The sequence below is a fragment of the Pseudomonas sp. MWU347 genome (assembly GCF_017947305.1).
Classification (GTDB): Bacteria; Pseudomonadota; Gammaproteobacteria; order Pseudomonadales; family Pseudomonadaceae; genus Aquipseudomonas; species Aquipseudomonas putida_A.
Genome location: NZ_JAFGZB010000001.1, coordinates 448,834 through 473,315 on the forward strand (window position 1 = coordinate 448,834; position 24,482 = coordinate 473,315).

At 60.9% G+C, this 24,482-nt stretch carries 23 protein-coding genes; 7 read left to right on the top strand and 16 right to left on the bottom strand.

Annotated elements, in window-relative coordinates:
- Positions 1 to 151 precede the first annotated feature (151 nt).
- Both rep and KCG87_RS02035 read left to right on the top strand, forming a co-directional pair.
- The gene (gene rep / locus KCG87_RS02030) at positions 152 to 2,161 is read left to right on the top strand and encodes a DNA helicase Rep (RefSeq protein ID WP_027610430.1); all 2,010 of its coding nucleotides are present in this window, start codon (positions 152 to 154) and stop codon (positions 2,159 to 2,161) included.
- 55 nt (positions 2,162 to 2,216) lie between these two features.
- Positions 2,217 to 2,789, top strand: a complete 573-nt coding sequence (locus KCG87_RS02035) for a xanthine phosphoribosyltransferase (protein WP_007962388.1) — start codon at positions 2,217 to 2,219, stop codon at positions 2,787 to 2,789.
- Between the two features lie 129 nt (positions 2,790 to 2,918).
- Here KCG87_RS02035 and KCG87_RS02040 read toward each other — a convergent pair whose 3' ends face one another.
- The 6 genes from KCG87_RS02040 to dadA all read right to left on the bottom strand — a co-directional run bounded on the left by KCG87_RS02040 (position 2,919) and on the right by dadA (position 9,011).
- Positions 2,919 to 4,841: an acetyl-CoA hydrolase/transferase C-terminal domain-containing protein gene (locus KCG87_RS02040; RefSeq protein ID WP_210556342.1), complete on the bottom strand. Its 1,923-nt coding sequence runs from the start codon at positions 4,839 to 4,841 to the stop codon at positions 2,919 to 2,921.
- A 135-nt stretch (positions 4,842 to 4,976) separates the two neighbouring features.
- Positions 4,977 to 5,393 carry a c-type cytochrome gene (locus tag KCG87_RS02045; protein ID WP_025112727.1) on the bottom strand — a complete coding sequence of 139 codons (417 nt, stop codon included), beginning with the start codon at positions 5,391 to 5,393 and terminating at the stop codon, positions 4,977 to 4,979.
- A 182-nt stretch (positions 5,394 to 5,575) separates the two neighbouring features.
- Complete coding sequence (locus KCG87_RS02050; RefSeq protein WP_007920393.1) at positions 5,576 to 6,124, bottom strand: cupin domain-containing protein; 549 nt, start codon at positions 6,122 to 6,124, stop codon at positions 5,576 to 5,578.
- A gap of 88 nt (positions 6,125 to 6,212) precedes the next feature.
- Positions 6,213 to 7,286, bottom strand: coding sequence for an alanine racemase (gene alr, locus KCG87_RS02055; protein WP_210556340.1), 1,074 nt, complete (start codon positions 7,284 to 7,286; stop codon positions 6,213 to 6,215).
- Between the two features lie 95 nt (positions 7,287 to 7,381).
- Entirely contained in the window at positions 7,382 to 7,735 is a 354-nt protein-coding gene (locus tag KCG87_RS02060; RefSeq protein WP_027610426.1) for a RidA family protein, read from the bottom strand.
- On the bottom strand, positions 7,707 to 9,011 hold the full coding sequence (gene dadA, locus KCG87_RS02065) for a D-amino acid dehydrogenase (RefSeq protein WP_007962383.1): 1,305 nt from the start codon (positions 9,009 to 9,011) through the stop codon (positions 7,707 to 7,709). The genes KCG87_RS02060 and dadA overlap by 29 nt, the downstream gene beginning before the upstream one ends.
- Positions 9,012 to 9,167: 156 nt before the next feature.
- Between dadA and KCG87_RS02070 the strand changes: the two genes are divergently transcribed.
- A complete protein-coding gene (locus KCG87_RS02070; RefSeq protein ID WP_003177284.1) occupies positions 9,168 to 9,656 on the top strand; it encodes an Lrp/AsnC ligand binding domain-containing protein in 489 nt (162 codons plus the stop codon).
- 142 nt (positions 9,657 to 9,798) lie between these two features.
- On the opposite strand, the gene KCG87_RS02075 is transcribed toward KCG87_RS02070, so the two are convergent.
- Complete coding sequence (locus KCG87_RS02075; protein ID WP_027610425.1) at positions 9,799 to 10,152, bottom strand: YkgJ family cysteine cluster protein; 354 nt, start codon at positions 10,150 to 10,152, stop codon at positions 9,799 to 9,801.
- A 147-nt stretch (positions 10,153 to 10,299) separates the two neighbouring features.
- On the opposite strand from KCG87_RS02075, the gene KCG87_RS02080 reads away from it, so the two are divergent.
- The gene (locus KCG87_RS02080; RefSeq protein ID WP_210556338.1) at positions 10,300 to 11,610 is read left to right on the top strand and encodes an FAD-binding oxidoreductase; all 1,311 of its coding nucleotides are present in this window, start codon (positions 10,300 to 10,302) and stop codon (positions 11,608 to 11,610) included.
- A gap of 133 nt (positions 11,611 to 11,743) precedes the next feature.
- Here the strand turns inward: KCG87_RS02080 and KCG87_RS02085 are convergent, their stop codons facing one another.
- The gene (locus KCG87_RS02085) at positions 11,744 to 11,989 is read right to left on the bottom strand and encodes a DUF1127 domain-containing protein (RefSeq protein ID WP_134784980.1); all 246 of its coding nucleotides are present in this window, start codon (positions 11,987 to 11,989) and stop codon (positions 11,744 to 11,746) included.
- 179 nt (positions 11,990 to 12,168) lie between these two features.
- Here KCG87_RS02085 and KCG87_RS02090 point away from each other — a divergent pair, with 179 nt between their 5' ends.
- Positions 12,169 to 13,587 (top strand): PLP-dependent aminotransferase family protein, encoded by a 1,419-nt coding sequence (locus KCG87_RS02090; RefSeq protein ID WP_134784981.1) that lies wholly within the window; start codon positions 12,169 to 12,171, stop codon positions 13,585 to 13,587.
- Here KCG87_RS02090 and KCG87_RS02095 read toward each other — a convergent pair whose 3' ends face one another.
- The 4 genes from KCG87_RS02095 to KCG87_RS02110 form a co-directional block, all read right to left on the bottom strand.
- Entirely contained in the window at positions 13,588 to 14,118 is a 531-nt protein-coding gene (locus KCG87_RS02095; RefSeq protein WP_210556336.1) for a hypothetical protein, read from the bottom strand.
- Complete coding sequence (locus KCG87_RS02100) at positions 14,115 to 16,544, bottom strand: fimbria/pilus outer membrane usher protein (protein WP_210556335.1); 2,430 nt, start codon at positions 16,542 to 16,544, stop codon at positions 14,115 to 14,117. The genes KCG87_RS02095 and KCG87_RS02100 overlap by 4 nt, the downstream gene beginning before the upstream one ends.
- The gene (locus KCG87_RS02105; protein WP_210556334.1) at positions 16,544 to 17,257 is read right to left on the bottom strand and encodes a fimbria/pilus chaperone family protein; all 714 of its coding nucleotides are present in this window, start codon (positions 17,255 to 17,257) and stop codon (positions 16,544 to 16,546) included. The genes KCG87_RS02100 and KCG87_RS02105 overlap by 1 nt, the downstream gene beginning before the upstream one ends.
- A gap of 87 nt (positions 17,258 to 17,344) precedes the next feature.
- A complete protein-coding gene (locus KCG87_RS02110; protein WP_097089501.1) occupies positions 17,345 to 17,995 on the bottom strand; it encodes a DUF1120 domain-containing protein in 651 nt (216 codons plus the stop codon).
- 295 nt (positions 17,996 to 18,290) lie between these two features.
- On the opposite strand from KCG87_RS02110, the gene KCG87_RS02115 reads away from it, so the two are divergent.
- Positions 18,291 to 19,859 (top strand): phospholipase D family protein, encoded by a 1,569-nt coding sequence (locus KCG87_RS02115; RefSeq protein ID WP_210556332.1) that lies wholly within the window; start codon positions 18,291 to 18,293, stop codon positions 19,857 to 19,859.
- Positions 19,860 to 19,998: 139 nt separating this feature from the next.
- Here KCG87_RS02115 and KCG87_RS02120 read toward each other — a convergent pair whose 3' ends face one another.
- Positions 19,999 to 21,144, bottom strand: a complete 1,146-nt coding sequence (locus tag KCG87_RS02120; RefSeq protein WP_134784984.1) for an MFS transporter — start codon at positions 21,142 to 21,144, stop codon at positions 19,999 to 20,001.
- A 244-nt stretch (positions 21,145 to 21,388) separates the two neighbouring features.
- On the bottom strand, positions 21,389 to 22,882 hold the full coding sequence (locus KCG87_RS02125; protein ID WP_210556330.1) for an aldehyde dehydrogenase: 1,494 nt from the start codon (positions 22,880 to 22,882) through the stop codon (positions 21,389 to 21,391).
- Between the two features lie 236 nt (positions 22,883 to 23,118).
- Here KCG87_RS02125 and KCG87_RS02130 point away from each other — a divergent pair, with 236 nt between their 5' ends.
- Positions 23,119 to 23,481, top strand: a complete 363-nt coding sequence (locus KCG87_RS02130) for a cupin domain-containing protein (protein WP_097089496.1) — start codon at positions 23,119 to 23,121, stop codon at positions 23,479 to 23,481.
- A gap of 179 nt (positions 23,482 to 23,660) precedes the next feature.
- Here the strand turns inward: KCG87_RS02130 and rpmG are convergent, their stop codons facing one another.
- Positions 23,661 to 23,816, bottom strand: a complete 156-nt coding sequence (gene rpmG / locus KCG87_RS02135; protein WP_003177274.1) for a 50S ribosomal protein L33 — start codon at positions 23,814 to 23,816, stop codon at positions 23,661 to 23,663.
- 11 nt (positions 23,817 to 23,827) lie between these two features.
- Positions 23,828 to 24,061: a 50S ribosomal protein L28 gene (gene rpmB, locus KCG87_RS02140; RefSeq protein ID WP_003229474.1), complete on the bottom strand. Its 234-nt coding sequence runs from the start codon at positions 24,059 to 24,061 to the stop codon at positions 23,828 to 23,830.
- Positions 24,062 to 24,482 lie beyond the last annotated feature (421 nt).

The window sequence follows — 24,482 nt, forward strand, 5'->3', positions numbered from 1 at the left end:
ATTAGCCGCAAAATCACCGTGTATCCTCCGCGAAAGTAACAAAACCGGCAAATTTGAGTCGCGTGGTACGTCACAAGTCGGACAGAGCAGCACAAATCGCTGAGCCTGTTAAAATGCCGGCCCATTTCGTCAACGACTCCCGAATTTTCGTATGTCCCGACTCAATCCCCGGCAGCAAGAAGCCGTGAACTACGTCGGCGGCCCTCTATTGGTGCTCGCCGGCGCTGGCTCCGGCAAGACCAGCGTGATCACCCGCAAGATCGCGCACCTGATCCAGAACTGCGGCATCCGTGCGCAGTACATCGTCGCCATGACCTTCACCAACAAGGCTGCGCGCGAGATGAAGGAGCGGGTCGGCACCCTGCTGCGTGCCGGCGAAGGTCGCGGCCTGACGGTCTGCACCTTCCACAACCTGGGCCTGAACATCATCCGCAAGGAGCATGCGCGGCTGGGCTACAAACCCGGTTTCTCGATCTTTGACGAGACCGACGTCAAAGCCCTGATGACCGACATCATGCAGAAGGAATACGCAGGCGACGACGGCGTCGACGAGATCAAGAACATGATCGGCGCCTGGAAAAACGACCTGATCCTGCCAGCCCAGGCGCTGGAAAACGCGCGAAATCCGAAAGAACAGACTGCCGCCATCGTCTACACCCATTATCAGCGCACGCTCAAGGCGTTCAACGCGGTGGACTTCGACGACCTGATCCTGCTGCCGGTAAAGCTCTTCGAAGAGCACGCCGACATCCTCGAAAAGTGGCAGAACAAGGTGCGTTACCTGCTGGTCGACGAATACCAGGACACCAACGCCAGCCAGTACCTGCTGGTGAAGATGCTGATCGGCAAGCGCAATCAGTTCACCGTGGTGGGCGACGACGACCAGTCGATCTACGCCTGGCGCGGCGCACGGCCGGAAAACCTGATGCTGCTCAAGGATGACTACCCGTCGCTGAAAGTGGTGATGCTCGAGCAGAACTACCGCTCCACCAGCCGCATCCTGCGCTGCGCCAACGTGCTGATCTCGAACAACCCGCACGAATTCGAAAAACAGCTGTGGAGCGAGATGGGCCACGGTGACGAGATCCGCGTGATCCGCTGCCGCAACGAGGACGCCGAAGCCGAGCGCGTGGCCATGGAAATCCTCAGCCTGCACTTGCGCACCGACCGCCCGTACAGCGATTTCGCGATCCTCTATCGCGGCAACTACCAGGCCAAGCTGATCGAACTGAAGTTGCAGCACCACCAGGTGCCGTACCGCCTGAGCGGCGGCAACAGCTTCTTTGGCCGTCAGGAAGTGAAGGACCTGATGGCCTACTTCCGCCTGATCGTGAACCCGGACGACGACAACGCCTTCCTGCGCGTGATCAACGTGCCGCGCCGGGAAATCGGCTCGACCACCCTGGAAAAACTCGGCAACTACGCCACCGAACGCAAGATCTCGATGTACGCCGCCACCGACGAAATCGGTCTGGGCGAGCATCTGGACAGCCGCTTCACCGATCGCCTGTCGCGCTTCAAGCGCTTCATGGACAAGGTCCGTGAGCAGTGTGCCGGCGAAGACCCGATCTCGGCGCTGCGCAGCATGGTCATGGACATCGACTACGAGAACTGGCTGCGCACCAACAGTTCCAGCGACAAGGCTGCGGACTACCGGATGAGCAACGTCTGGTTTCTGATCGAGGCCTTGAAGAACACCCTGGAAAAAGACGAAGACGGCGAGATGACCGTCGAGGACGCCATCGGCAAACTGGTCCTGCGCGACATGCTCGAGCGGCAGCAGGAAGAAGAGGACGGCGCCGAAGGCGTGCAGATGATGACCCTGCATGCGTCCAAGGGCCTGGAATTCCCTTACGTGTTCATCATGGGCATGGAAGAGGAAATCCTCCCGCACCGCTCCAGCATCGAAGCCGACACCATCGAAGAAGAACGCCGCCTGGCCTACGTGGGTATCACCCGCGCCCGTCAGACCCTGGCGTTCACCTTCGCCGCCAAGCGCAAACAGTACGGCGAGATCATCGACTGCGCGCCAAGCCGCTTCCTCGATGAGCTGCCACCGGACGACCTGGCGTGGGAAGGCAACGACGACACACCGACCGAAGTCAAAGCCGTGCGCGGCAATAGCGCATTGGCTGATATACGCGCGATGTTAAAGCGCTAGAATTGACCACTTTTTTAAAGCTTAGGGCGCACAAGCGCTGAACGAGGACAGCTTCATGGAAGCATTGCAGCAGAAAATCCGCGAACAAGGCATCGTGCTTTCCGACCAGGTCCTGAAAGTCGACGCCTTCCTGAACCACCAGATCGACCCGGCCCTGATGAAGCTGATCGGCGACGAATTCGCCACGCTGTTCAAGGATTCGGGCATCACCAAGATCGTCACCATCGAAGCCTCGGGCATTGCCCCGGCGATCATGACCGGTCTGAACCTGGGCGTGCCGGTGATCTTCGCCCGCAAGCAACAGTCCCTGACCCTGACAGAAAACCTGCTGTCGGCGACCGTTTACTCGTTCACCAAGAAGACCGAAAGCACCGTGGCCATTTCGCCGCGCCACCTGACCAGCAGCGACCGTGTGCTGATCATCGACGACTTCCTGGCCAACGGTAAGGCTTCGCAGGCGCTGATCTCGATCATCAAACAGGCTGGCGCCACCGTCGCCGGTCTGGGCATCGTGATCGAGAAGTCGTTCCAGGGCGGCCGTGCCGAGCTGGATTCGCAGGGCTATCGCGTTGAATCGCTGGCCCGCGTGAAATCGCTGAAGGATGGCGTCGTTACCTTCATCGAATAAGCCACACCGCATTACCCCCTGTGGGAGCGGGCTTGCTCGCGAAGGCGTCGTGTCAGTCGAGCTATTCTTTGACTGACACGACGCCTTCGCGAGCAAGCCCGCTCCCACCGTTGGTTTTGGGGTGGCCCGTTACTGTGCGGTGGCTTTGAGGCCGGTGAGCAGCAGACGCTGGAACAGGTCTTCTTTCAGGCCTTCCGGGTGGGTCAGTTGCATACGTTCAAGGTGTTCGGGGAACGTCGAAGCCTCCGGCGCATCCAGCGCAGCCTTGCCCAGCTCCAATATCTCACTCAGCTTGAACTTACTTTTCAGCCAGTTCAGCGCCCGCAGCAGATCCCGTTCGATCGCGGTGAAATCACAACCCAGCGGATACTCGGGAAACAGATTCGGATGCTTCGCGGCGATCGCCTGCAAGCGTTGCGGGGTGTTGTCGGCAAAGCGTGGATCGAGGCGGAAATCCTTCGGCAGTTTGCCGACCTTCTGCGCCTGTTCGATCAGCCCCGGTTGAAAGCGTGAATCGCTGATGTTCAGCAACGACTCGATTACCACCGCATCGGTCTTGCCGCGCAGATCGGCAATGCCGTATTCGGTGACCACGATGTCGCGCAGGTGCCGTGGAATCGTGCAATGGCCGTACTCCCAGACGATGTTCGAGCTGACCTCGCCGGCGGACTCGCGCCAGCTGCGCAGGATCAGAATCGAACGCGCATCGTGCAGCGCGTGGCCCTGGGCGACGAAATTGTATTGCCCGCCGACACCGCTGAGCACCCGCCCGTCTTCCAATTGATCGGCCACACCCGCGCCCATCAGCGTCATAGTGAACACGGTGTTGATGAACCGGGCATCGAGGCGCTGCAAGCGCTTGAGCTCTTCCTGCCCGTACAGCTCGTTGATGTAGCTGATGCGGGTCATGTTGAATTCGAGGCGCTTGCTCAGCGGCAGCTCGCGCAGGCGCTCGTAGAAACTGCGCGGGCCGAGGAAGAAGCCGCCGTGCACCGAGATGCCATCGGTCTGCGCCGACTCATCGAGGGTGCCGGCGTTGGCCTGCTCCTGAGTGTGCACGTCGGGGTAGACCTTGCGCCGGATGATCCCGGCATCGGCCAGCACCAGCAGGCCGTTGACGAACATTTCGCTGCAGCCATACAGACCTTTGGCGAATGGCGCAGTGCCGCCCTCGCGCTCGATCAACTGTGCCCACTGACTGAGATTGATGTCGTTGAGCAAGGCTTGGTAACCGGCGTTGTCCGCCTGCCGCGCGAGCAACGCGGCGGTGAGTGCGTCGCCCATCGAACCGATGCCGATCTGCAAGGTGCCGCCGTCGCGCACCAGGGTGCTGGCGTGCAAACCGATGAAGTGATCCTGAAAACCCACCGGCATGTTCGGCGTGGAAAACAGCGTGCTGCTGTCCTTCGCGTCGATCAGCAGGTCGAAGGTGTCGATATCGACTTCGGCATCGCCGGGCATGTACGGCAGATCGGTGTGCACCTGACCGACCAGCAGAATGGTCTCCCCGGCGTCGCGACGCTTGGTGATCATCGGCAACAGGTCGAGGGTGATGTCCGGGTTGCAGCTCAGGCTCAGGCGATCGGGATGCTCGCTGCTGCTGGCGAGCAATTGCGCCACCAGATTGAGGCCGGCGGCATTGATATCGCGGGCGGCGTGGCTGTAGTTGCTGCTGACGTAATCCTGCTGGGCCGGCGGGCTGTTGAGCAGGCTGCCGGGCTGCATGAAGAACTGTTCGATACGGATGTTGGCGGGCAGGCTGTCACGCTGCAGATCGGCGAGGAAATCGAATTCGGGGTAGTCGCCGAACACGCGCTCGACGAAGGGTTCGATGAAGCGCTTCTGCAGACCGTCGCCCAGCGTCGGCCGCCCCAGGCATAGCGCGGTGTACATCGTCAGCTGTCGTTCGGGCAAATCCTTGATCCGCCGGTACAGCGCGTTGACGAAGTGATTGGGCTTGCCCAAGCCCAGCGGCATGCCCATGTGGATATGCGCCGGCAGGCGTGCAAGCACCTCGTCCACTGCCTGTTCGATCGAACACAACTGCACCATCTGAAGCCTCCTGCCCGTTCCGTGAATAGGGGTAGACCGAGCTTGCCTCGACTTTGCTGCAAAGGACAGCGAAAGCCGTGAATCGCAGGCACAAAAAAACCGTCCGAAGACGGTTTTTTTCGTCAGAAGCGCGGCTTATTTCAGGCCGGACATCTTCTGGATCGCGCCTTTCAACTCGTCATCCGAGCAGTCGGCGCAGGTACCTTTGGGTGGCATCGAATTCAGGCCAGTGATGGCTTTGGCCAGCAGGCCGTCGAGGCCGCCCTGGTGATCAGCACGGTCTTTCCAGGCCGCTGCGTCACCGATTTTCGGGGCGCCCAGCAGGCCCGTGCCGTGACAAGCGTTGCAATGTTTTGCAATCACTTCATCCGGCGTCTTCGCCCCACCACCGCCTCCAGCGGAGGCAGCGACTTCCATCCCTTTGCATTCCTGCCCCTGAACGCACACCTGGCCGACCGGCTCGAGGCGCTTGGCAATGTCGTCATTCGTCGCAGCTTGAGCGCTGACAGCCCAGAGGGCCAGTACGGTTGCTGGTGCGGCCAGCATTTTCATAATTAGGTTCACGCGTTCACCCTCAATGGTGGCTATTCACGCCTGCGGCCACGGTTCGCAGGCGGGCGCAAGTATAGCGGGTAGCCCGCCACACTGAAACAACCCCATAGTCGAAGGGGTTATACCGCGCGGTGAAAAAACTCTGCGGATGCCTTCGCCGTCATGGCTTGGCGCCTCTATCGTTAAAAATTTGCCGGCGTGGCTGCGCTGATTAGTCGCGCAGGCGCGTCGAACGGATTACGGAAACGGTGCGGCTTGGTACTTTCAAAATAGTAGCTGTCGCCGGCTTCGAGAATAAAAGTTTCCAGACCCACCACCAGTTCCAGACGCCCTTCCACCAGAATCCCGGTTTCTTCGCCTTCATGGGTGAGCATTTCTTCGCCGGTATCAGCGCCCGGCGGGTAGATCTCGTTGAGAAACGCGATGGCCCGGCTCGGGTGCGCACGGCCGACCAGTTTCATGGTCACGGCGCCGTCGGAGATGTCGATCAGCTCGTTGGCCTTGTAGACGATCTGAGTCGGGACTTCCTGCAGGATTTCTTCGGAAAAGAACTCGACCATGGACATGGGAATCCCGCCAAGAACCTTCCTCAGCGAACTGATCGAAGGGCTGACGCTGTTCTTTTCGATCATCGAAATGGTGCTGTTGGTGACGCCCGCGCGTTTGGCGAGTTCACGCTGGGAAAGCCCTTTGAGCTTGCGGATCGATTGCAGTCGTTCACCGACGTCCAAGGCGGGAGCCTCCTGATGTTGTAAGAATATTGAGCGTTATCATGGCGACAGCGTTCAGTATTTACAACACTTGGCCCCCGCAGCGGCGTCAACCCTCGGAATAGAGCCTTGGCACGCGACGCAGGTTGCAGAAGATCTGGTACGGAATGGTGTCCGCCCACTGCGCCACTTCGCTGGCGAGGATGTTTTTGCCCCACAGTTCGACGGTCGAACCGAGGTCCGCTTCCGGCACATCGGTGAGGTCGATGCAGAGCATGTCCATCGATACGCGGCCAAGCAGGCGGCTGCGTTTGCCGGCCACCAGCACCGGCGTGCCGGTCGGGGCATGACGCGGGTAGCCATCGGCATAGCCCATGGCAACCACGCCGATGCGCATCGGCTTGTCGGTGATGAATTTGGCGCCATAGCCGATCGGCTCGCCGGCGGGCAGTTCGCGCACGCAGATGACTTTCGATTCGAGGGTCATCACCGGTTGCAGGCGCTCGGCCACGGCGTTGGCTTCTTCGAACGGGGTCGCGCCGTAGAGCATGATGCCCGGGCGCACCCAGTCACTGTGGATCTGCGGCCAACCGAGCACGGCCGGCGAGTTGCGCAGGCTGACTTCGGCAGCCAGACCCTGACGCGCCGCTTCGAACACCGCGACCTGATCGGCGCTGCTCTGCTCATGCAGTTCATCGGCGCGGGCGAAGTGGCTCATCAGCACGATTTTCGCCACTTTGCCGCTGGCCAGCAGGCGCTGGTAGGCGGCTGCGTAATCCTTCGGATGCAGGCCCACACGGTGCATGCCGGAATCGAGCTTGAGCCACACGGTGATCGGTTTGCTCAATGCCGTCTGCTCGATGGCTTCGAGCTGCCACAGCGAATGCACCACGGTCCAGAAATCATGTTCGACGATCAGTGCCAGCTCGTCAGCCTCGAAGATGCCTTCGAGCAACAACACCGGGGCCTTGATGCCGGCCGCGCGCAGCTCCAGCGCTTCTTCAATGCAGGCGACGGCAAACCCGTCGGCCTCGGTTTCCAGCGCCTGGGCGCAACGCACCGCGCCGTGACCGTAGGCATCAGCCTTGATCACCGCCAGCGCCTTGGCGCCGGTGACTTCGCGGGCAATTCGGTAGTTGTGGCGCAGGGCTTCTAGGTCGATCAGGGCACGGGCAGGACGCATGGCGGCAGACTTCTAGGCGGTCATGGAAATAAAAAACCGGCGCCGACTGACGACGTGAACCGCCAACAGCGCCGGGAGAGGGATCTTTGAAACGGTTACGGCAACGCGGCGACGATGGAAATCTCGACCAGGATGCTCGGCTTGGCCATCTTCGCTTCGACGGTGGCCCGGGCCGGCGCGGCGCCTTTGGGCAGCCACTGATCCCACACCGAGTTCATCCCGGCAAAGTGCGCCTCGATGTCGTTCAGGTAGATCGTTGCCGACAGCAGATGCTGCTTGTCAGTCCCGGCCAGATCCAGCAAACGCTCGATATTGGCGAGCACCTCGCGGGTCTGCTGTTCGACTCCGGCGTCGAAGTCGTCGCCGACCTGCCCGGCCAGATACACGGTGCCGTTGTGGGTGACGATCTGACTCATGCGCTCATTGGTGAGCTGGCGCTGGATTGCCATGTTTTGCGGACTCCTGAGGCTTGTTGCCGTAACGGGAAATATCGAGGCCTTCGGCGCTGATCTGCGGCTTTTTCTTCGCCATCAGATCGGCCAGCAAACGACCGGAACCGCACGCCATGGTCCAACCCAGGGTGCCGTGACCGGTGTTGAGGAACAGGTTCTTGAACGGCGTGGCGCCCACGATCGGCGTGCCGTCCGGGGTGGTCGGACGCAGGCCGGTCCAGAAGCTCGCCTCGGCCAGATTGCCGCCCTGAGGATAAAGGTCGTTGACGATCATCTCCAGGGTTTCACGCCGACGCGGGTTCAGCGACAGGTCAAAACCGGCGATTTCGGCCATGCCGCCGACGCGGATGCGGTTGTCGAAACGGGTGATCGCGACCTTGTAGGTTTCGTCGAGAATGGTCGAGGTCGGGGCCATGGCCGGGTTGGTGATCGGCACGGTCAGCGAGTAACCCTTGAGCGGATACACCGGAGCCTTGATGCCCAGCGGCTTGAGCAGTTGCGGTGAGTAGCTGCCGAGGGCCAGCACGTAGCGGTCGGCGGTTTCCAGCTTGCCGTCGATCCATACACCGTTGATGCGGTCACCGGCGTAGTCGAGGCGCTGGATGTCCTGGCCGAAGCGGAATTCCACACCAAGTTTCACGGCCATTTCCGCCAGGCGCGTAGTGAACATCTGGCAGTCGCCGGTCTGGTCGTTCGGCAGACGCAGGGCGCCGGCGAGGATGTCGGTGACATTGGCCAGGGCCGGCTCGACACGGGCAATGCCGGCGCGGTCGAGGACTTCAAACGGTACGCCGGATTCTTTCAGCACGGCGATGTCTTTAGCGGCGCCATCGAGCTGTGCCTGAGTGCGGAACAGTTGCGTGGTACCGAGGCTGCGGCCTTCGTAAGCGATGCCGGTTTCGGCGCGCAGTTCATCGAGGCAGTCGCGACTGTACTCGGACAGACGCACCATGCGCTCCTTGTTCACTGCGTAACGGCTAGCGGTGCAGTTGCGCAGCATTTGCGCCATCCACAGGTACTGGTCGATGTCGGCAGTGGCCTTGATCGCCAACGGCGCGTGGCGCTGCAGCAACCACTTGATGGCCTTGAGCGGTACACCCGGCGCAGCCCATGGCGAGGCATAACCCGGCGACACCTGGCCGGCGTTGGCGAAACTGGTCTCCATGGCCACGGCTGGCTGCCGGTCGACCACCACCACTTCAAACCCGGCACGGGCCAGATAGTAAGCACTGGCGGTACCGATGACGCCGCTACCCAAGACCATTACGCGCATTTTTGTATCCCTCATCGCGGCGGGGCCGCGTACGTCTGTTGTTAGAGCAATGATGCGCGCAGTGTAAAAAAGAATGGCCAGTGCATTTCACTATATAAGCGCCTATATTTGGCGACAATTCTCGGCAAAAACCCTTTTCACGGAGGCGCATCCCCTATGCGTACCAACACTCAGACCAAACGTGAGCTGGACAAGATCGACCGCAACATTTTGCGGATCCTGCAGGCGGACGGGCGCATATCGTTTACCGAACTCGGGGAGAAGGTTGGTCTGTCCACCACACCGTGCACGGAGCGGGTGCGCCGGCTGGAGCGCGAAGGGATCATCATGGGCTACAACGCCCGCCTGAATCCGCAGCATTTGAAGGGTAGCCTGCTGGTGTTCGTCGAGATCAGCCTCGATTACAAATCCGGCGACACCTTCGAAGAGTTCCGCCGCGCGGTGCTGAAGCTGCCGCACGTGCTGGAATGCCACCTGGTGTCAGGAGATTTCGACTATCTGGTGAAGGCGCGGATTTCCGAGATGGCCTCGTACCGCAAACTGCTGGGCGACATTCTGTTGAAGTTGCCGCATGTGCGTGAGTCCAAAAGCTATATCGTGATGGAAGAGGTGAAAGAGAGCCTGAGCCTGCCGATTCCGGATTGAGATTTGTGCTTCCTGATCCGGCCCCATCGCTGGCAAGCCAGCTCCCACAGGTTCAGTGATTAACACATATTCTGTGAACGACAACGATCACTGTGGGAGCTGGCTTGCCAGCGATTGGGTCGACTCGGTTCCAGCAATTGCGCTAAACCAGCACCTGCCGATTCGCCGCCATGTATTCGAAGATCTGCTTTTCAACCCGTGGATGAATCAACTCCACCGGCCCCCGCCCGTTCGGGCATGGCAGGGTTTTGGTGGTACCGAACAACCGGCAAATCAGCGGTCGCTCGCCATACACCGTGCAGCCATTCGGCCCCAGGTGTACACAGTTCAGTTCTTCCATCGCCGCATCCTGCTCGGCGCGGGTCTTGCGCGGCAGGCGTGACATTTCTTCCGGCGAGGTGGTCACCGGCCCGCAGCAGTCATGGCAGCCCGGCACGCACTCGAACGTGGGGATCTGCTGACGCAGGTCGCGAATGGTCTGGCGGTTGCAACTCATCGAAACGGTAATCCACATGAAATAGGCGGCAATTGTGCCGCAAAAGCCGAGATCCACACAGCAACGGCCGACCAGTGTTGCCCGTCTTCGGCCGTGCGGCTTATGCTCCGTCAAATTTTCTCGACACCCAGCCGTTGGATGATGCCCATGAATGCCCGCGCCCGAACCTTCGCGAGCCAACCCCACGTTGCCTCTTACTACGCCGCCAGCAGCCTGCCACAGCCCGACTATCTGGTTCTGCAAGGCGAGATGAGCGCAGACGTGTGCGTGGTCGGCGGCGGCTTTTCCGGGTTGAACACCGCGCTGGAACTGGCCGAACGCGGCCTCAGTGTGGTGTTGCTGGAAGCGCACCGGATCGGCTGGGGCGCCAGCGGCCGCAACGGCGGGCAGTTGATTCGCGGGGTCGGCCACGGCCTCGACCAGTTCAGCAACGTCATCGGCGCTGACGGCGTTCGCCAGATGAAACTGATGGGCCTGGAAGCGGTGGAAATCGTCCGCCAGCGCGTCGAGCGTTTCCAGATCCGGTGCGATCTGACCTGGGGCTACTGCGATCTCGCCAACAAACCGGCCGATCTCGAAGGCTTTGCCGAAGATGCCGAAGAGCTGCGCAGCCTCGGCTATCGCTACGAAACCCGCCTGCTGCAAGCCGATGAAATGCACACCGTGGTCGGCTCCAAACGCTATGTCGGTGGCTTGATCGACATGGGTTCCGGGCATTTGCACCCACTGAACCTGGCGCTGGGCGAAGCCGCTGCCGCACAGCAATTGGGCGTGCAGCTGTTCGAGCAATCGGGGGTGAAGCGTATCGATTACGGCACCGAGGTTCGCGTCCACACCGCTCAAGGTTCAGTGCGGGCGAAAACCCTGGTGCTGGGCTGCAACGCTTACCTCAACGATCTCAATCCGCAACTCAGCGGCAAAGTACTGCCCGCCGGCAGTTACATCATTGCGACCGAACCGCTGTCCGAAGAACTGGCGCACAGCCTGCTGCCGCAAAACATGGCGGTCTGTGACCAGCGGGTGGCGCTGGATTACTACCGGCTCTCGGCGGATCGGCGCCTGCTGTTCGGCGGTGCCTGCCACTATTCCGGGCGCGACCCGAAGGACATCGGCGCCTACATGCAGCCGAAGATGCTCGAAGTGTTTCCGCAACTGGCGGGCGTGAAGATCGACTATCAATGGGGCGGCATGATCGGCATCGGCGCCAACCGTCTGCCACAGATCGGCAGGCTCAATGATCAACCGAACGTGTATTACGCCCAGGCCTATTCCGGGCACGGAGTGAATGCCACGCACCTGGCGGGCAAGCTGCTCGCCGAGGCGATCAGCGGGCAGCACAGCGGTGGCTTTGATCTGTTCGCAAAGGTGCCGCACATCACCTTCCCCGGCGGCAAGCATTTGCGCTCGCCGTTGCTGGCGTTGGGGATGTTGTGGCATCGGATTAAAGAGTTGGTCTGATGTTTTTTTGAGGCCCTGAATACGCCTTCGCGAGCAAGCCCGCTCCCACAGGTGACCGCGCTCCACCTTGAGAACACGGTCGAATGTGGGAGCGGGCTTGCTCGCGAAGGGGCCGAAACAGGCGCTAAAACGTTCAGATCCGCCAGAACGGCTTCAACCCCTCTTCATTTGCCTGCTCCCGGGTCAACCCGACGTCCTTGAGCTGCTCCGGCGTCAGATTCATAAGCGCCTTGCGCGTGTGCAGACGATGCCAGAACAGGCCCCAGCGACTCAGGCCGGATGGCGCGTTACGCATGGCGCTATTCCATGCACTGTCCTCCTGCCCTGCCGCCAGTTCCTGACTGCGTAACGTCAGCCGCACATCGCTCAAGCCGTTCATTTTTGTTGCTCCTGTTTACTTGGGTAGCCAGAGATTCCATGATGCGCGGGTCGGCAAAAGCATTACAGATTCAACACATCTGTATTAACTCCATACAGATTTGCCATTCCTGAGACTGAATTACCGATTTTTGCTGCATCTGTACTGGTTTAACGAATAACCTGCATCGAGGCAGTGCCATGACCCTGTATGTGAACCTCGCCGAACTGCTCGGCACCCGCATCGAACAAGGCTTCTACCGTCCTGGCGATCGCCTGCCTTCGGTGCGCGCCTTGAGCGTAGAACACGGGGTCAGCCTCAGCACGGTGCAGCAGGCCTATCGCATGCTTGAGGACAGCGGTCTGGCGACACCGAAACCCAAGTCCGGCTACTTCGTGCCGGTGGGTCGCGAGCTGCCGGAGCTGCCCGCAGTCGGGCGCCCGGCGCAGCGGCCGGTGGAGATTTCGCAGTGGGATCAGGTGCTGGAGCTGATTCGTGCGGTGCCACGCAAGGACGTGGTGCAACTGGGTCGGGGCATGCCCGACGTGACCACGCCAACGATGAAACCGCTGTTGCGCGGACTGGCGCGGATCAGCCGACGCCAGGACATGCCCGGTCTGTATTACGACAACATCCACGGCACCCTTGAACTGCGCGAACAGATCGCCCGGTTGATGCTCGATTCCGGTTGCCAGTTGAGCGCCAGCGACCTGGTGATCACCACCGGTTGCCACGAAGCGCTGTCCACCAGCATCCACGCCATCTGCGAACCGGGCGACATCGTCGCGGTGGATTCGCCGAGCTTCCACGGCGCCATGCAAACGCTCAAAGGCCTGGGCATGAAAGCCCTGGAAATCCCCACCGATCCGCTCACCGGCATCAGCCTCGAAGCGCTGGAACTGGCGCTGGAGCAGTGGCCGATCAAGGTCATCCAGATCACCCCCAACTGCAACAACCCGCTGGGCTACATCATGCCGGAGTCGCGCAAGCGCGCCCTGCTCAACCTGGCACAGCGTTTCGACGTGGCGATCATCGAGGACGATGTGTATGGCGAACTGGCCTACACCTACCCGCGTCCGCGCACGATCAAGTCCTTCGACGAAGATGGTCGAGTGCTGCTGTGCAGCTCGTTTTCCAAGACCCTGGCGCCGGGGCTGCGCATCGGCTGGGTCGCGCCGGGTCGTTATCTGGAACGGGTGCTGCACATGAAATACATCAGCACCGGTTCCACCGCACCGCAGCCGCAGATCGCCATCGCCGAATTTCTCAAGGGCGGCCATTTCGAACCGCACTTGCGGCGGATGCGCAGCCAATACCAACGCAATCGTGACGCGATGATCGACTGGGTTACCCGCTACTTCCCGGTCGGGACCCGCGCCAGTCGCCCGCAGGGCAGCTTCATGCTTTGGGTCGAATTGCCGGAGGGTTTCGATACGCTGAAACTCAATCGCGCGCTGCACGATCAGGGCGTACAGATTGCCGTCGGCAGCATCTTTTCCGCCTCGGGCAAGTACCGCAATTGTCTGCGGATGAATTACGCGGCCAAACCGACACCGCAGATCGAAGAGGCGGTGCGCAAGGTCGGCGCAGCGGCGATCAAACTGCTGGCCGAAGCCTGATCATTCCAGCTGAAACGTACCGAATCCCTCAAATCGCTGAAGGTCGGCGACACGACTTGAGGCATCACTGACGCGCGCTTCGATTTCCAGCTCCACCTCCAGATGGCGCCCGGCGGCGAGGCTGCCAGAGCGCCAGGCGGTGATGCGATCGCCAGGCTGCAACAGGCCCGCCTCGCCATCATCGCGCTGCCATTGCACCGGCGCGCCATCCAGACGCGCTGCCACAATGCGTATCTGCAACCGTCCCGGTGCCCAGCGGTAATGCAGCGCATCGCTGCTCGGGGCAGCAAAGTACCACCTGATCGCGCGCGCAGCCGGACATTGAATCCGTAGATGAACCGTGCGCACACCAAAACTGCCTTCATTGCCCGATGGCCGGGCGAGCAGCTCCGCCCGCGTCGAAACGCCATAGTCCACAGCGCTCGGTGAGAGTGTCATCTGGCAGGCCTCGCTGGCCATGACCGAGGTCGATGCCAACGATGCCAGCGTGATCAGGACAATCCATCGATGCATGCGCAATAACTCGGTCATGTAAGGTTCAAAGGCTGACAGAGCGCGTCGACGGGCTCGATCAATGCTTGCTCGTCCGGCGCTTCAGCCAAATTGAATTGCAGGTCGCAGTGCGCGCTATCCGACAGTTGCACCCGCAGCGACTGACCGGGTTTGATGTCCGGCAGAAAGATCGCCCCGGCCTCAAGCACCGTGGTCACGTATTCGCCTTGCCCGTTCTGTACGGCGAGGCCACTGGGCAACCATTGCCGGTCAAGCGTCCTGGCCTTCAACAGCACACGCCGCACGCGGGTGATGGAAAAATCCATATGCTGAACCGAGCCACGCCCGGCCTCGACCTCCTGATAACCGTCGAGCACCTCGACGTTGCGCGGCAAACTCAACGGATCGACTTCCAGCCGGGCTGTGGAATAGGCCGGCAAACTCGCCACCACCGCCCGGCCCAATCCATCCGTCCACACCGGGCCTTGCGGCGTGTACAGCTTCAGACCCGCACGGTCGCCAGCCTTGAGCACGGCAAAGGTCTCGCGCAGCGGATACGGCGACAGCGTCACACCGTCGCGATGCAACGCCATGCCGCCGCGCAGCCCCAGGTCGAATTCGCTTGCCCCGGCTCGCTGGTTCAGGCCCAGATCCAGACTGGTGTAATGCGCCAGTGCGTTGACCCGCAAACCCAGCGATGGCGCCGCAGCTTCACGCTGTTCGGCACTGGCGCTATAGGCCAGGGTTTCACTGAGCACTTCACTCATCGACACGCCACTGCGCACCCCTGATCGCGGATCGCTGCGCAGGTAACTGCGAGCCCTGCGCTGATCGCCCAATGGTATCCCGGCCGTCAGATAGACCGAGGTGCCCCGCTGCCTCGCGTCGGCATCGCCGATCCCTCGCTCCAGACTCAACGACAGGCTGATGCGCGCGGGCAGTGTCTGCGACCAGGACAATCCCAGGCGCATGTTGGGTGGCTCGTCCACGCTGGTGTAGCGCGACCAGGTCATGCCGAATGCCCCCCAGCGCTCGACAGTACCGTTGAGCGAAAATGTCCAGTGATCGCGCCCGGAGGCGTCGGCCCGTCCCTGCTGCTGGCTCCAGCCGGTGTCCGACAGGCTGCGAAAGCCCTTGCCACGGTGCACCGCAACCACACTGGTGGACAGATTCGGCGACAACACGGCACTGACGGTCATTTGCACCTCATGACCTGCAATGCCTGTGTCTCGATCGCTGGACAGCACCTGGCGCACACCGGTGCTCAGATTGCCCGGCCATTGACGCTGCAGCCCCCAGCCTGCCGACAGATAATCCGCCCCACCGAGGAACCCGCCGCTCACGCGCAACGCTCGTGACAGACTCCACTCCCGGCCAAGGGTGGCAAATGACGGCGCCTGACGATCATCCGAACCCTGGCGTCGCACCGTGCCCAGCGCCAGATTGAAGCCGTCGGCGCGATCGAATTGTGGATCCTGCAGGCTGGCTGCCGGGACGCGAAAGCGCCGCACTTGCCCTTCCTGCTCGTGCACGCTGACCTCGAGGTCGAGCTGGTTGCTCAACAACGGCAGCGCGCGCAAGGTGAAGGGGCCGCCGGGAACCAGCGTGGTGTAGATCAGCACGCCGTTCTGCCGGACTTCGATTCGCGATGGCGACCAGGCTATGCCCTCGACCTCGCCACGTGCGCCCTCCTGTGCCGCGCGCATTTGCGCGAACGCACCTTCCGGCAGAATCTGCACTCCGTTGAAAGATTCGCCGGCGAACAATGGCGACTGCAAGTTCAACTGGCCGATCTGCACGTTGGCTTCGTAAGCTTCCAGAGTGCGCGTGCCATAGGCATACAGATGCTCGAAACGCGTGCTGTCGGGCAACTGCGTATAGGACTGGCGACTGCGCAAGACCCAGTTGCCGGCATTCAGGCCGAACTCCGAACCCAGCCTGCGAAAATCGCTACGTTGCCCCTCGTGCTGGCTGCCCATGACCAAAACATCGTAGTTGAACACGCCGCCCACTCCGCCATTGGCGAAGCTGCGTGGCTGAAATTCCGGCAATGCCAACAGGTCCGTCGGCAGCAGCAGGTCGATCTGTTCCTTACCGGGATGCAATGCAACGGTGGCCGCTGGCAGACCTTCGCCCAGCGTCAGGCACTGCTGCGGTTGAACGGGGGGCAAAGCCGCTTGCGCGCGCACACCAGCAGCCTTGAGCAAGGCCGGTTGCAGGCACGGCTCGCCCTGTTCATTGAATGTCACGAACACCCGCCCCCGTGGCTGTCCATTGACCTCAAGCGCGACCAGCCATGTGCCTTGGGAGAAACGCGGTGCCTGGCGAAAGTACTCAGCCAATGCGGGGTCGAGCCCGCGCTCGCGAAGCACCTGCGCATCGAATTCCACCCCTTCACTGGCCATCGTCATGCCGATCGCATTCGCCATCAGCAGTGCCAGTCCCTGACGGGCACACGTGCGCATCAGTGCGTAACCGGGGCATCAAAGTGATCGACCGCAAAGCCATATGTGGTCGCCGGAAAGATCCGCACTGCCATGGTTCGCACTGTTACGTTCAACGGCAAGCCGACAGACAGGCGCTCCCCTGGCAGGATCCAGGTACGCGGCAGATCCACCGCCTGCGTGCCCGGCAGCGGAACAATCGCTTTAGCCAGGCGCACCACGTAAGGACTGGGATTACTGACCAGCAAACCTTCAGCCGTGGCTGACCAGCTCAGGCGTTTCCATGGCTCGCGCTCCACTGGCAGATCGGCGGGGCGCAGGATCACCGGCAGGTTTTGCCGAACACCCAGATTGACCCGGGCACCGTCGACACCTGCCACAGGATTGATCCCCTCAAAAATCACCCGTTTCAGACGCTCGGTCTGCAATGGTTCGGCGCTCTGCAACATGAACCGTACCTGCTGCACCGCACCAGGCTCGACACGGGCAATCGGCGGACTGAACAGCAACAGCTGTTGATCGTGCGGCTCGATATTTTCGACCGTGGTGTGCAGCAGGGCCGGACGCGTTTCGGTGTTTCGCACATTCATCGTCGCTTCACCGACACCCTCATCCACCACCAGCACAGGGGTTTGCGGCACCATTCCGGCAGCGTGAACCCCGGGCATCAAAATCAAGACGAGCAGGCACAGTGGCAACGCCCGCAAGCCTGGGCGGCACATTGAAATCGGCATCGGTATTGCTCCGCAGGGGGCAGCGCACCCGGCAAAGGGCGCGCTGAATGAACCTGAAAGAACCCGGTAATGGCCGGGTTCTGACGATCAGAGGTAGAACATCTCGAAGGTCACCGAGCCATCGAGCGGGATCTCGCTGGTGATCGGCAGCGCGTTGCTCGGGCCGATGATCGGCAACAGGCTCATCGGAAACCCGTGGTGACGGGCCGCGACCGGGCCAGCTGCCACGCCGGAACCCCATGAGTAGAGCGCCGGGGCATTGCCCACCAGCGGCGAAGCAGGCAGTTGCCACGCCGGTGCTGCCAGAGTGCGTGTCATCAGAGTCTGCGGCGCACCGTCGGCTTCCGGACGACCGTGACGCAGCGCAAATCCGCCGATACGGATGCCGTTGATTTCACCCAGGCCGTAGAACAAAGCCGGATCGTTATTACCGGCACCATCGTTGATGCCCGGCAATTTGGTGGCTGTACGATTGTCTCTGACCGACACCTCGACCGATGCCTCTGCATCACAGTTGATGTGCAGCGAAATGTCGTGGGTCGGCAGCAGCGTCTGCGTGGTCTTGTTCAGGGTGGCTGCGGATATCTTGCGCAAATCTACCGTGCCGCCACCGGCAAATGCGGGGATGCACGACGTCGGAATAATGGTTCCGACCACACTCAGGTCTACGCTCTCGGCGACCACCAGGGTGGGTAATACTGCAGCCGCGACGGCTACCATCCATGTTGTTTTTTTCATCAGTCCCTACTTCATCGGTTATTGATCAATGGCAGTTGTTCAGCGCATTGCCTTCACAAGACGCTGAACACCGGGGGCGATGATTTCGTTTTTTGCAGGATTCGTATGTAGGAATAGGCACCGACCAGGAGCTGAAAAAACAACAAAGCAAATAGTCCAAAACCACAGGCGAACTCATTCCTACTTTTGAACGACTAATTGTTTACACAGTGTGGCGAGGATCCGCCGGAAACGGTCTTGGAAATCCTCTGCGTGCCATACTCCGTCACCCCCTGCCTCCAGCCGAGAAACCAACGTGCAACCCGGAAAAAAATTGCTCGCTGTCTGTGTGTTGTGTTCGTTGGCCAGTGGTTGCGCCACCCTCGATGCGCCGCGCGAACCCAGCCAGGCGTTGCCGGCCGCGGGCTCCGCATTCGGTCGCTCGATTCAGACCCAGGCAGCGCCCTGGCAGGGCCGTTCCGGCTTCCGCTTGCTGTCCAACAGCACAGAAGCCTTCACCGCCCGCGCCGAGCTGATTCGCAATGCGCAAACCAGCCTCGACTTGCAGTACTACATCGTCCATGACGGCGTCAGCACGCGGATGCTGGTGGAAGAACTGCTCAAGGCCGCCGACCGCGGCGTGCGCGTACGCATCCTGCTCGACGACACCACCAGCGACGGCCTCGACACGATCATCGCCACGCTGGCGGCGCATCCACAGATCCAGATCCGCCTGTTCAATCCGCTGCACCTGGGCCGCAGCACCGGCGTTACCCGCGCTGCCGGACGCCTGTTCAACCTGTCGCTGCAACACCGGCGCATGCACAACAAACTGTTCCTGGCGGACAACAGCGTGGCCATCGTTGGCGGGCGCAATCTGGGCGACGAGTATTTCGATGCCGAGCCGAATCTGAATTTCACCGACATCGACATGCTCAGCGTCGGCCCGGTGGCCGAGCAACTCGGGCACAGTTTCGACCAGTACTGGAACAGCGCGCTGAGCAAGCCGATCAATGAATTCCTCTCCAGCAAACCGAGCATCAAAGACCTGCAAAACACCCGCACGCGCCTGGAAGAGTCGCTGGATGAAACCCGTAAACAGAATCACGCGCTGTATCAACAGTTGATGACGTTCAAGACCGCGCCACGCATGGACATCTGGCGCAAGGAACTGATCTGGGCCTGGAACCAGGCGCTGTGGGATGCGCCGAGCAAAGTGCTGGCCAAGGACGAACCGGACCCGCAACTGCTGCTGACCACGCAACTGGCGCCGGAGCTGCGCGGCGTCAGCAAAGAGCTGATCATGATCTCGGCGTACTTTGTGCCCGGCCAGCCGGGGCTGGTGTACCTGACCGGGCGCGCCGACGCCGGGGTCTCGGTGAGCCTGCTGACCAACTCGCTGGAAGCCACCGATGTGCCGGCGGTGCACGGCGGTTATGCGCCGTATCGCAAGGCGCTGCTGGAGCACGGGGTAAAACTGTATGAGCTGCGCCGTCAGCCTGGGGATAACTATGGCAGTGGCCCGCACCTGTTTTACAGCAAGTCTTTCCGTGGTTCGGATTCCAGCCTGCACAGCAAGGCGATGATTTTCGATCGGCAGAAAGCGTTTATCGGCTCATTCAACTTCGATCCGCGCTCAGTGCTGTGGAACACCGAAGTCGGGGTTCTGGTGGACAGCCCGGAACTGGCCGAACACGTGCGCGAACTGGCGCTGCAAGGCATGGCGCCGGCTCTGAGCTATCAGGCGAAATTGCAGGATGGGAAGATTGTCTGGGTGACCGAGGACAACGGCCAAATACACACGCTGAGCAAGGAGCCGGGGAGTTGGTGGCGGCGCTTCAATGCGTGGTTCAGCACCACTGTCGGTCTTGAGCGGATGCTCTAGTCGAATTGAAAACTCATTTGTGGCGAGGGAGCTTGCTCCCGCCTGAGTGCGCAGCGCTCACGAAGTCTTTGGGGCCGCTGCGCAGCCCAGCGGGAGCAAGCTCCCTCACCACAAGAATTCTTTCGCTTTAAGAGCTGACTTAAGCAGGCTCGGCCACTGTGCCGAATGCCCCCTGACGCATCAGTAGAATCACCAATCCAAACGCCCCCGCCGCCATCAACAACGGCAACGCATGCCCGCTGATCCACTGACTGCCCGCCCCCGCCAGCAACGGCCCGATCAGACAGCCGACACCCCACAGCTGCGCAATGTGCGCATTGGCCCGCACCAGCGCATCGTCGCGATAACGCTCACCGATCAGGATCAGCGACAGAGTGAACAAGCCACCCGCGCTGGCGCCGAACAACACCCACAACGGCCAGATCAGCAGCGTATCGATCAGCATTGGAATCGCCAGGCTCGACAGCATCAGCACCACCGCGCAACCGGTGAACAACGTGCGTCGAGACAGGTAATCCGCCAGCGCGCCAATCGGCAGTTGCAGTAGCGCATCGCCGACCACCACCGTGCTGACCATCGCCAGCGCAATCTCGGCGGTGAAGCCCTGTTGCAGGCAATACACCGGCAACAGCGTGAGGATCATCGCTTCGAACGCGGCGAACAGTGACACCGCCCAGGCAATCGCCGGCAGCTCCCGGGCAAACCCCCACAGATCGCTGAACGTCACACTGCTGGCTTCACTGCTCGGCGCACCGCTGCGGCCCATCAACAGCAATGGCGAGACTGTCAGCAGCCCGACACCGACCCAGAAACCATAATCATGCTCAGTGCCTAGCGCACCCAGCAGCAGCGGACCAGACAGTTGGCTCAGCGCATAGCTGCTGCCATACAGAGCGACGAGACGACCGCGCCAGTGTTCGACGACCAGTTGATTGATCCAGCTCTCGCCGAGGATGAATACGATGGTCAGGATCACCCCAATCATCAGGCGCAGCACCAGCCAGACCGGATAACTCGGCAACAGCGCGAGCAAGCCGATCGACAACGCCCCGGCCCACAGGCAAAGACGCATGAGGTTCGCGGTGCCGAAACGTGCCGCCAGATGACTGGAAATCTTCGCGCCCAGCAATACGCCAATCGCCGGCATCGCCGCCATCACGCCGATGGCGAAAGAGCCGTAACCCCAGCTCTCCAGACGCAACGACACCAGCGGCATGCTGACCCCCAGGGCCAGGCCGACACTCAAGACAGACGCCAACACGGCGAAATACGTCGCCCAACGCATGGTCCACGCTCCTGTGGATATTCTTATGTGCGCCACAAAATCAAATGTGGGAGCAAACCCTGTGGTGAGGGGATTCATCCCCGACAGGTCGCGCAGCGACCTCAAAACCTGCACCCTCGCATGCACTGGTTTTGCGACTGCTTCGCAGCCGATCGGGGATAAATCCCCTCACCACAGAGACTTGCTCCCACAGGGGATCTCCGTAAGTTCGAAAGCCTGAACGAATCAGGCTCCCGCTAACGGCTTACAGCTTGATCCACGTCGCCTTCAGCTCGGTGTATTTGTCGAACGCGTGCAGCGACTTGTCGCGACCGTTGCCCGACTGCTTGAAGCCGCCGAACGGTGCGGTCATGTCGCCGCCGTCGTACTGGTTGACCCACACGCTGCCGGCGCGCAGTGCTTTGGCAGTCAGGTGCGCCTTGGAGATGTCCTGAGTCCATACCGCAGCGGCCAGGCCGTACGGCGTGTCGTTGGCGATCTGGATCGCTTCTTCGGCGGTATCGAAGGCGATGACCGACAGCACCGGGCCGAAAATCTCTTCCTGAGCGATCTTCATCGCGTTGCTCACGCCGTCGAAAATCGTCGGCTCGACGTAAGTGCCACCGGTTTCCTGGAGGATGCGCTTGCCGCCCGCCACCAGTTTGGCGCCGTCGGTGTGACCGGATTCGATGTACGACAGCACGGTGTTCATCTGCTGGGTATCGACCAGCGCACCGACATTGGTTGCCGGGTCCAGCGGATTGCCCGGCTTCCAGGCTTTCAGCGCCTCGATCACCATCGGCAGGAATTTGTCCTTGATCGAGCGTTCGACCAGCAGACGCGAACCGGCGGTGCAGACTTCGCCCTGGTTGAAGGCGATGGCGCTGGCGGCGGATTCGGCAGCGGCTTGCAGGTCCGGCGCATCGGCGAAGACGATATTCGGGCTCTTGCCGCCAGCTTCCAGCCACACGCGCTTCATGTTCGATTCGCCGGAGTAGATCATCAGCTGCTTGGCGATCTTGGTCGAACCGGTGAACACCAGCGTGTCGACGTCATTGTGCAGCGCCAGCGCCTTGCCGACGGTGTGGCCGTAGCCCGGCAACACGTTGAGCACGCCTTTCGGAATGCCGGCCTCAACCGCAAGCGCAGCGATGCGGATGGCGGTCAGCGGGGATTTTTCCGACGGTTTGAGGATCACCGAGTTACCGGTCGACAGCGCCGGGCCGAGTTTCCAGCAGGCCATCATCAGCGGGAAGTTCCACGGCACGATGGCGCCGACCACGCCCACCGGCTCGCGGGTCACCAGACCCAATTGATCATGCGGAGTGGCGGCGACTTCGTCGTAAATCTTGTCGATCGCCTCACCGCTCCAGCTCAGCGCTTGCGCCGCGCCCGGGACGTCGATGTACAACGAGTCGCTGATCGGCTTGCCCATGTCGAGCGTTTCGAGCAACGCCAGCTCTTCAGCGTGCTGCTTGAGCAGGCTGGCGAAACGAATCATGGTGGCTTTGCGTTTGCTCGGCGCCAGGCGCGACCAGACGCCGGAATTGAACGTGGCACGAGCGTTTTCCACGGCGCGCTGGGCGTCGGCGGCGTCACAGCTGGCGATCTTGCCCAGCAGACGGCCATCGACCGGGCTGATGCACTCGAAGGTCTCGCCGGAGACGGCGTCGGTGTATTCGCCGTTGAGGTAGGCGCGGCCTTCGATCTTCAGGTCGCGAGCACGTTGTTCCCAATCGGCACGAGTCAGGGTGGTCATTCGAGTGTCCTCCTCTTGTTGAATACGAGCGCCGCGTTCTTCGCGGACGTCTTCAGGAATGCTGCCCGGCCGGCCTGCTTTTTCGGCCCAAGGCACCCGCCACCCTAAACCAGCGACCGGGGTTGTTTCAATATATTTGACATAAGAGCGCCATACGGCCTTGCGGTGTTCATTTTAATAAACATAGACTTTGGCCCTTTCAAGCCACCGCGCCGTCATCACGGGAGAAAACAACAATGAACATCCAGAACGTCGTCGATATCAGCCTGACCAGCAGCGAAGCCGAACGCTATCGCCCGGACCCGGCCAAAGTGCTCAAGGGCGATCCCGAGCAAGCGGTGTTCAACCAGTACGACAGCCCTTGTGGGCAAATGGGTGTTGGCGTGTGGGAAGGCGCGGTCGGGCAGTGGACGGTGAACTACACCGAGCATGAATACTGCGAAATCCTGCAAGGGGTTTCGGTGCTGCGTGACAGCGATGGCAATGCCAAGACCTTGCGTGTTGGCGACCGCTTTGTGATTCCGGCCGGTTTCCGTGGTACCTGGGAAGTGCTGGAGGCTTGCCGCAAGATCTATGTGATCTTCGAACAGAAGGCCTGAGTCTTTCGCTGATATTACCGGCCCCTTCGCGAGCAGGCTCGCTCCCACATTCGACCGCATTCCATTGTGGGAGCGAGCCTGCTCGCGAAAGCGTCGCAACAGTCAGCACAAAACTCCAGGCAACAAAAAAGGCCCGTATCGTGAGATACGGGCCTTTTTCGTAAGTCGGGAAAAATCAATTACTTGATTTTGCCTTCCTTGTAGATCACGTGCTTGCGAACAACCGGATCATATTTCTTGATCTCGATTTTGTCCGGGGTAGTACGCTTGTTCTTGTCGGTAGTGTAGAAGTGACCAGTACCGGCGCTCGAGATCAAACGAATCAATTCACGCATGATTAGCTCCCTTAAATCTTGCCATCGCGGCGAAGTTCGGCGAGCACGACACTGATGCCACGCTTGTCGATGATGCGCATGCCTTTGGCAGATACGCGCAGACGCACAAAACGTTTCTCTTCTTCAACCCAGAAGCGGTGATGCTGCAGGTTCGGCAGGAAACGACGACGGGTTTTGTTGTTTGCGTGGGAAATGTTATTCCCGGTTACCGGACCCTTACCGGTAACTTGACATACTCTCGACATGCCTCAGCCCTCTAAAACCACATGCCCAACCCGGCATGGGTTGGCCGCTTAATCTCTCAGTCATTTGGCGCCAGGCGCCGCGTTTCTTTAGAGGTCTTACCGGCTACACCTACAGTGAAGGAACCGGGCCCCTAGAAAAGAGCGCTGCTTTATACCAGAAAGACCGGGGTGCAACAACAATGGATGTGCAATCAAGCGGTAAAAAGGCGCATTTTCCGCCTGCAGACGCTTTGGATAAAGGCTGAGGCGAGTTTTGACCACTCGTCGCAGAAAACCGCTCTAACAGACGTTTCCGACTTTTCCTCGTGCACCGCGGTCTGAAAAACGTCACTGCGCTGCCCCAAAAATGCAAAAAGGGGATAGTCATTTGCAATCCAGCCCTCTAGGGTAACCCTTTTCCAGACTGCACCTGCAGATGGCC

Coding starts and splice junctions, on each gene's coding strand:
- rep (WP_027610430.1), top strand. CDS start 152: ATGTCCCGACTCAATCCCCGGCAGCAAGAAGCCGTGAACTACGTCGGC.
- KCG87_RS02035 (WP_007962388.1), top strand. CDS start 2,217: ATGGAAGCATTGCAGCAGAAAATCCGCGAACAAGGCATCGTGCTTTCC.
- KCG87_RS02040 (WP_210556342.1), bottom strand. CDS start 4,841: ATGGTGCAGTTGTGTTCGATCGAACAGGCAGTGGACGAGGTGCTTGCA.
- KCG87_RS02045 (WP_025112727.1), bottom strand. CDS start 5,393: ATGAAAATGCTGGCCGCACCAGCAACCGTACTGGCCCTCTGGGCTGTC.
- alr (WP_210556340.1), bottom strand. CDS start 7,286: ATGCGTCCTGCCCGTGCCCTGATCGACCTAGAAGCCCTGCGCCACAAC.
- KCG87_RS02060 (WP_027610426.1), bottom strand. CDS start 7,735: ATGGCAATCCAGCGCCAGCTCACCAATGAGCGCATGAGTCAGATCGTC.
- dadA (WP_007962383.1), bottom strand. CDS start 9,011: ATGCGCGTAATGGTCTTGGGTAGCGGCGTCATCGGTACCGCCAGTGCT.
- KCG87_RS02070 (WP_003177284.1), top strand. CDS start 9,168: ATGCGTACCAACACTCAGACCAAACGTGAGCTGGACAAGATCGACCGC.
- KCG87_RS02075 (WP_027610425.1), bottom strand. CDS start 10,152: ATGAGTTGCAACCGCCAGACCATTCGCGACCTGCGTCAGCAGATCCCC.
- KCG87_RS02080 (WP_210556338.1), top strand. CDS start 10,300: ATGAATGCCCGCGCCCGAACCTTCGCGAGCCAACCCCACGTTGCCTCT.
- KCG87_RS02085 (WP_134784980.1), bottom strand. CDS start 11,989: ATGAACGGCTTGAGCGATGTGCGGCTGACGTTACGCAGTCAGGAACTG.
- KCG87_RS02090 (WP_134784981.1), top strand. CDS start 12,169: ATGACCCTGTATGTGAACCTCGCCGAACTGCTCGGCACCCGCATCGAA.
- KCG87_RS02095 (WP_210556336.1), bottom strand. CDS start 14,118: ATGACCGAGTTATTGCGCATGCATCGATGGATTGTCCTGATCACGCTG.
- KCG87_RS02100 (WP_210556335.1), bottom strand. CDS start 16,544: ATGCGCACGTGTGCCCGTCAGGGACTGGCACTGCTGATGGCGAATGCG.
- KCG87_RS02105 (WP_210556334.1), bottom strand. CDS start 17,257: ATGCCGATTTCAATGTGCCGCCCAGGCTTGCGGGCGTTGCCACTGTGC.
- KCG87_RS02110 (WP_097089501.1), bottom strand. CDS start 17,995: ATGAAAAAAACAACATGGATGGTAGCCGTCGCGGCTGCAGTATTACCC.
- KCG87_RS02120 (WP_134784984.1), bottom strand. CDS start 21,144: ATGCGTTGGGCGACGTATTTCGCCGTGTTGGCGTCTGTCTTGAGTGTC.
- KCG87_RS02125 (WP_210556330.1), bottom strand. CDS start 22,882: ATGACCACCCTGACTCGTGCCGATTGGGAACAACGTGCTCGCGACCTG.
- KCG87_RS02130 (WP_097089496.1), top strand. CDS start 23,119: ATGAACATCCAGAACGTCGTCGATATCAGCCTGACCAGCAGCGAAGCC.
- rpmG (WP_003177274.1), bottom strand. CDS start 23,816: ATGCGTGAATTGATTCGTTTGATCTCGAGCGCCGGTACTGGTCACTTC.
- rpmB (WP_003229474.1), bottom strand. CDS start 24,061: ATGTCGAGAGTATGTCAAGTTACCGGTAAGGGTCCGGTAACCGGGAAT.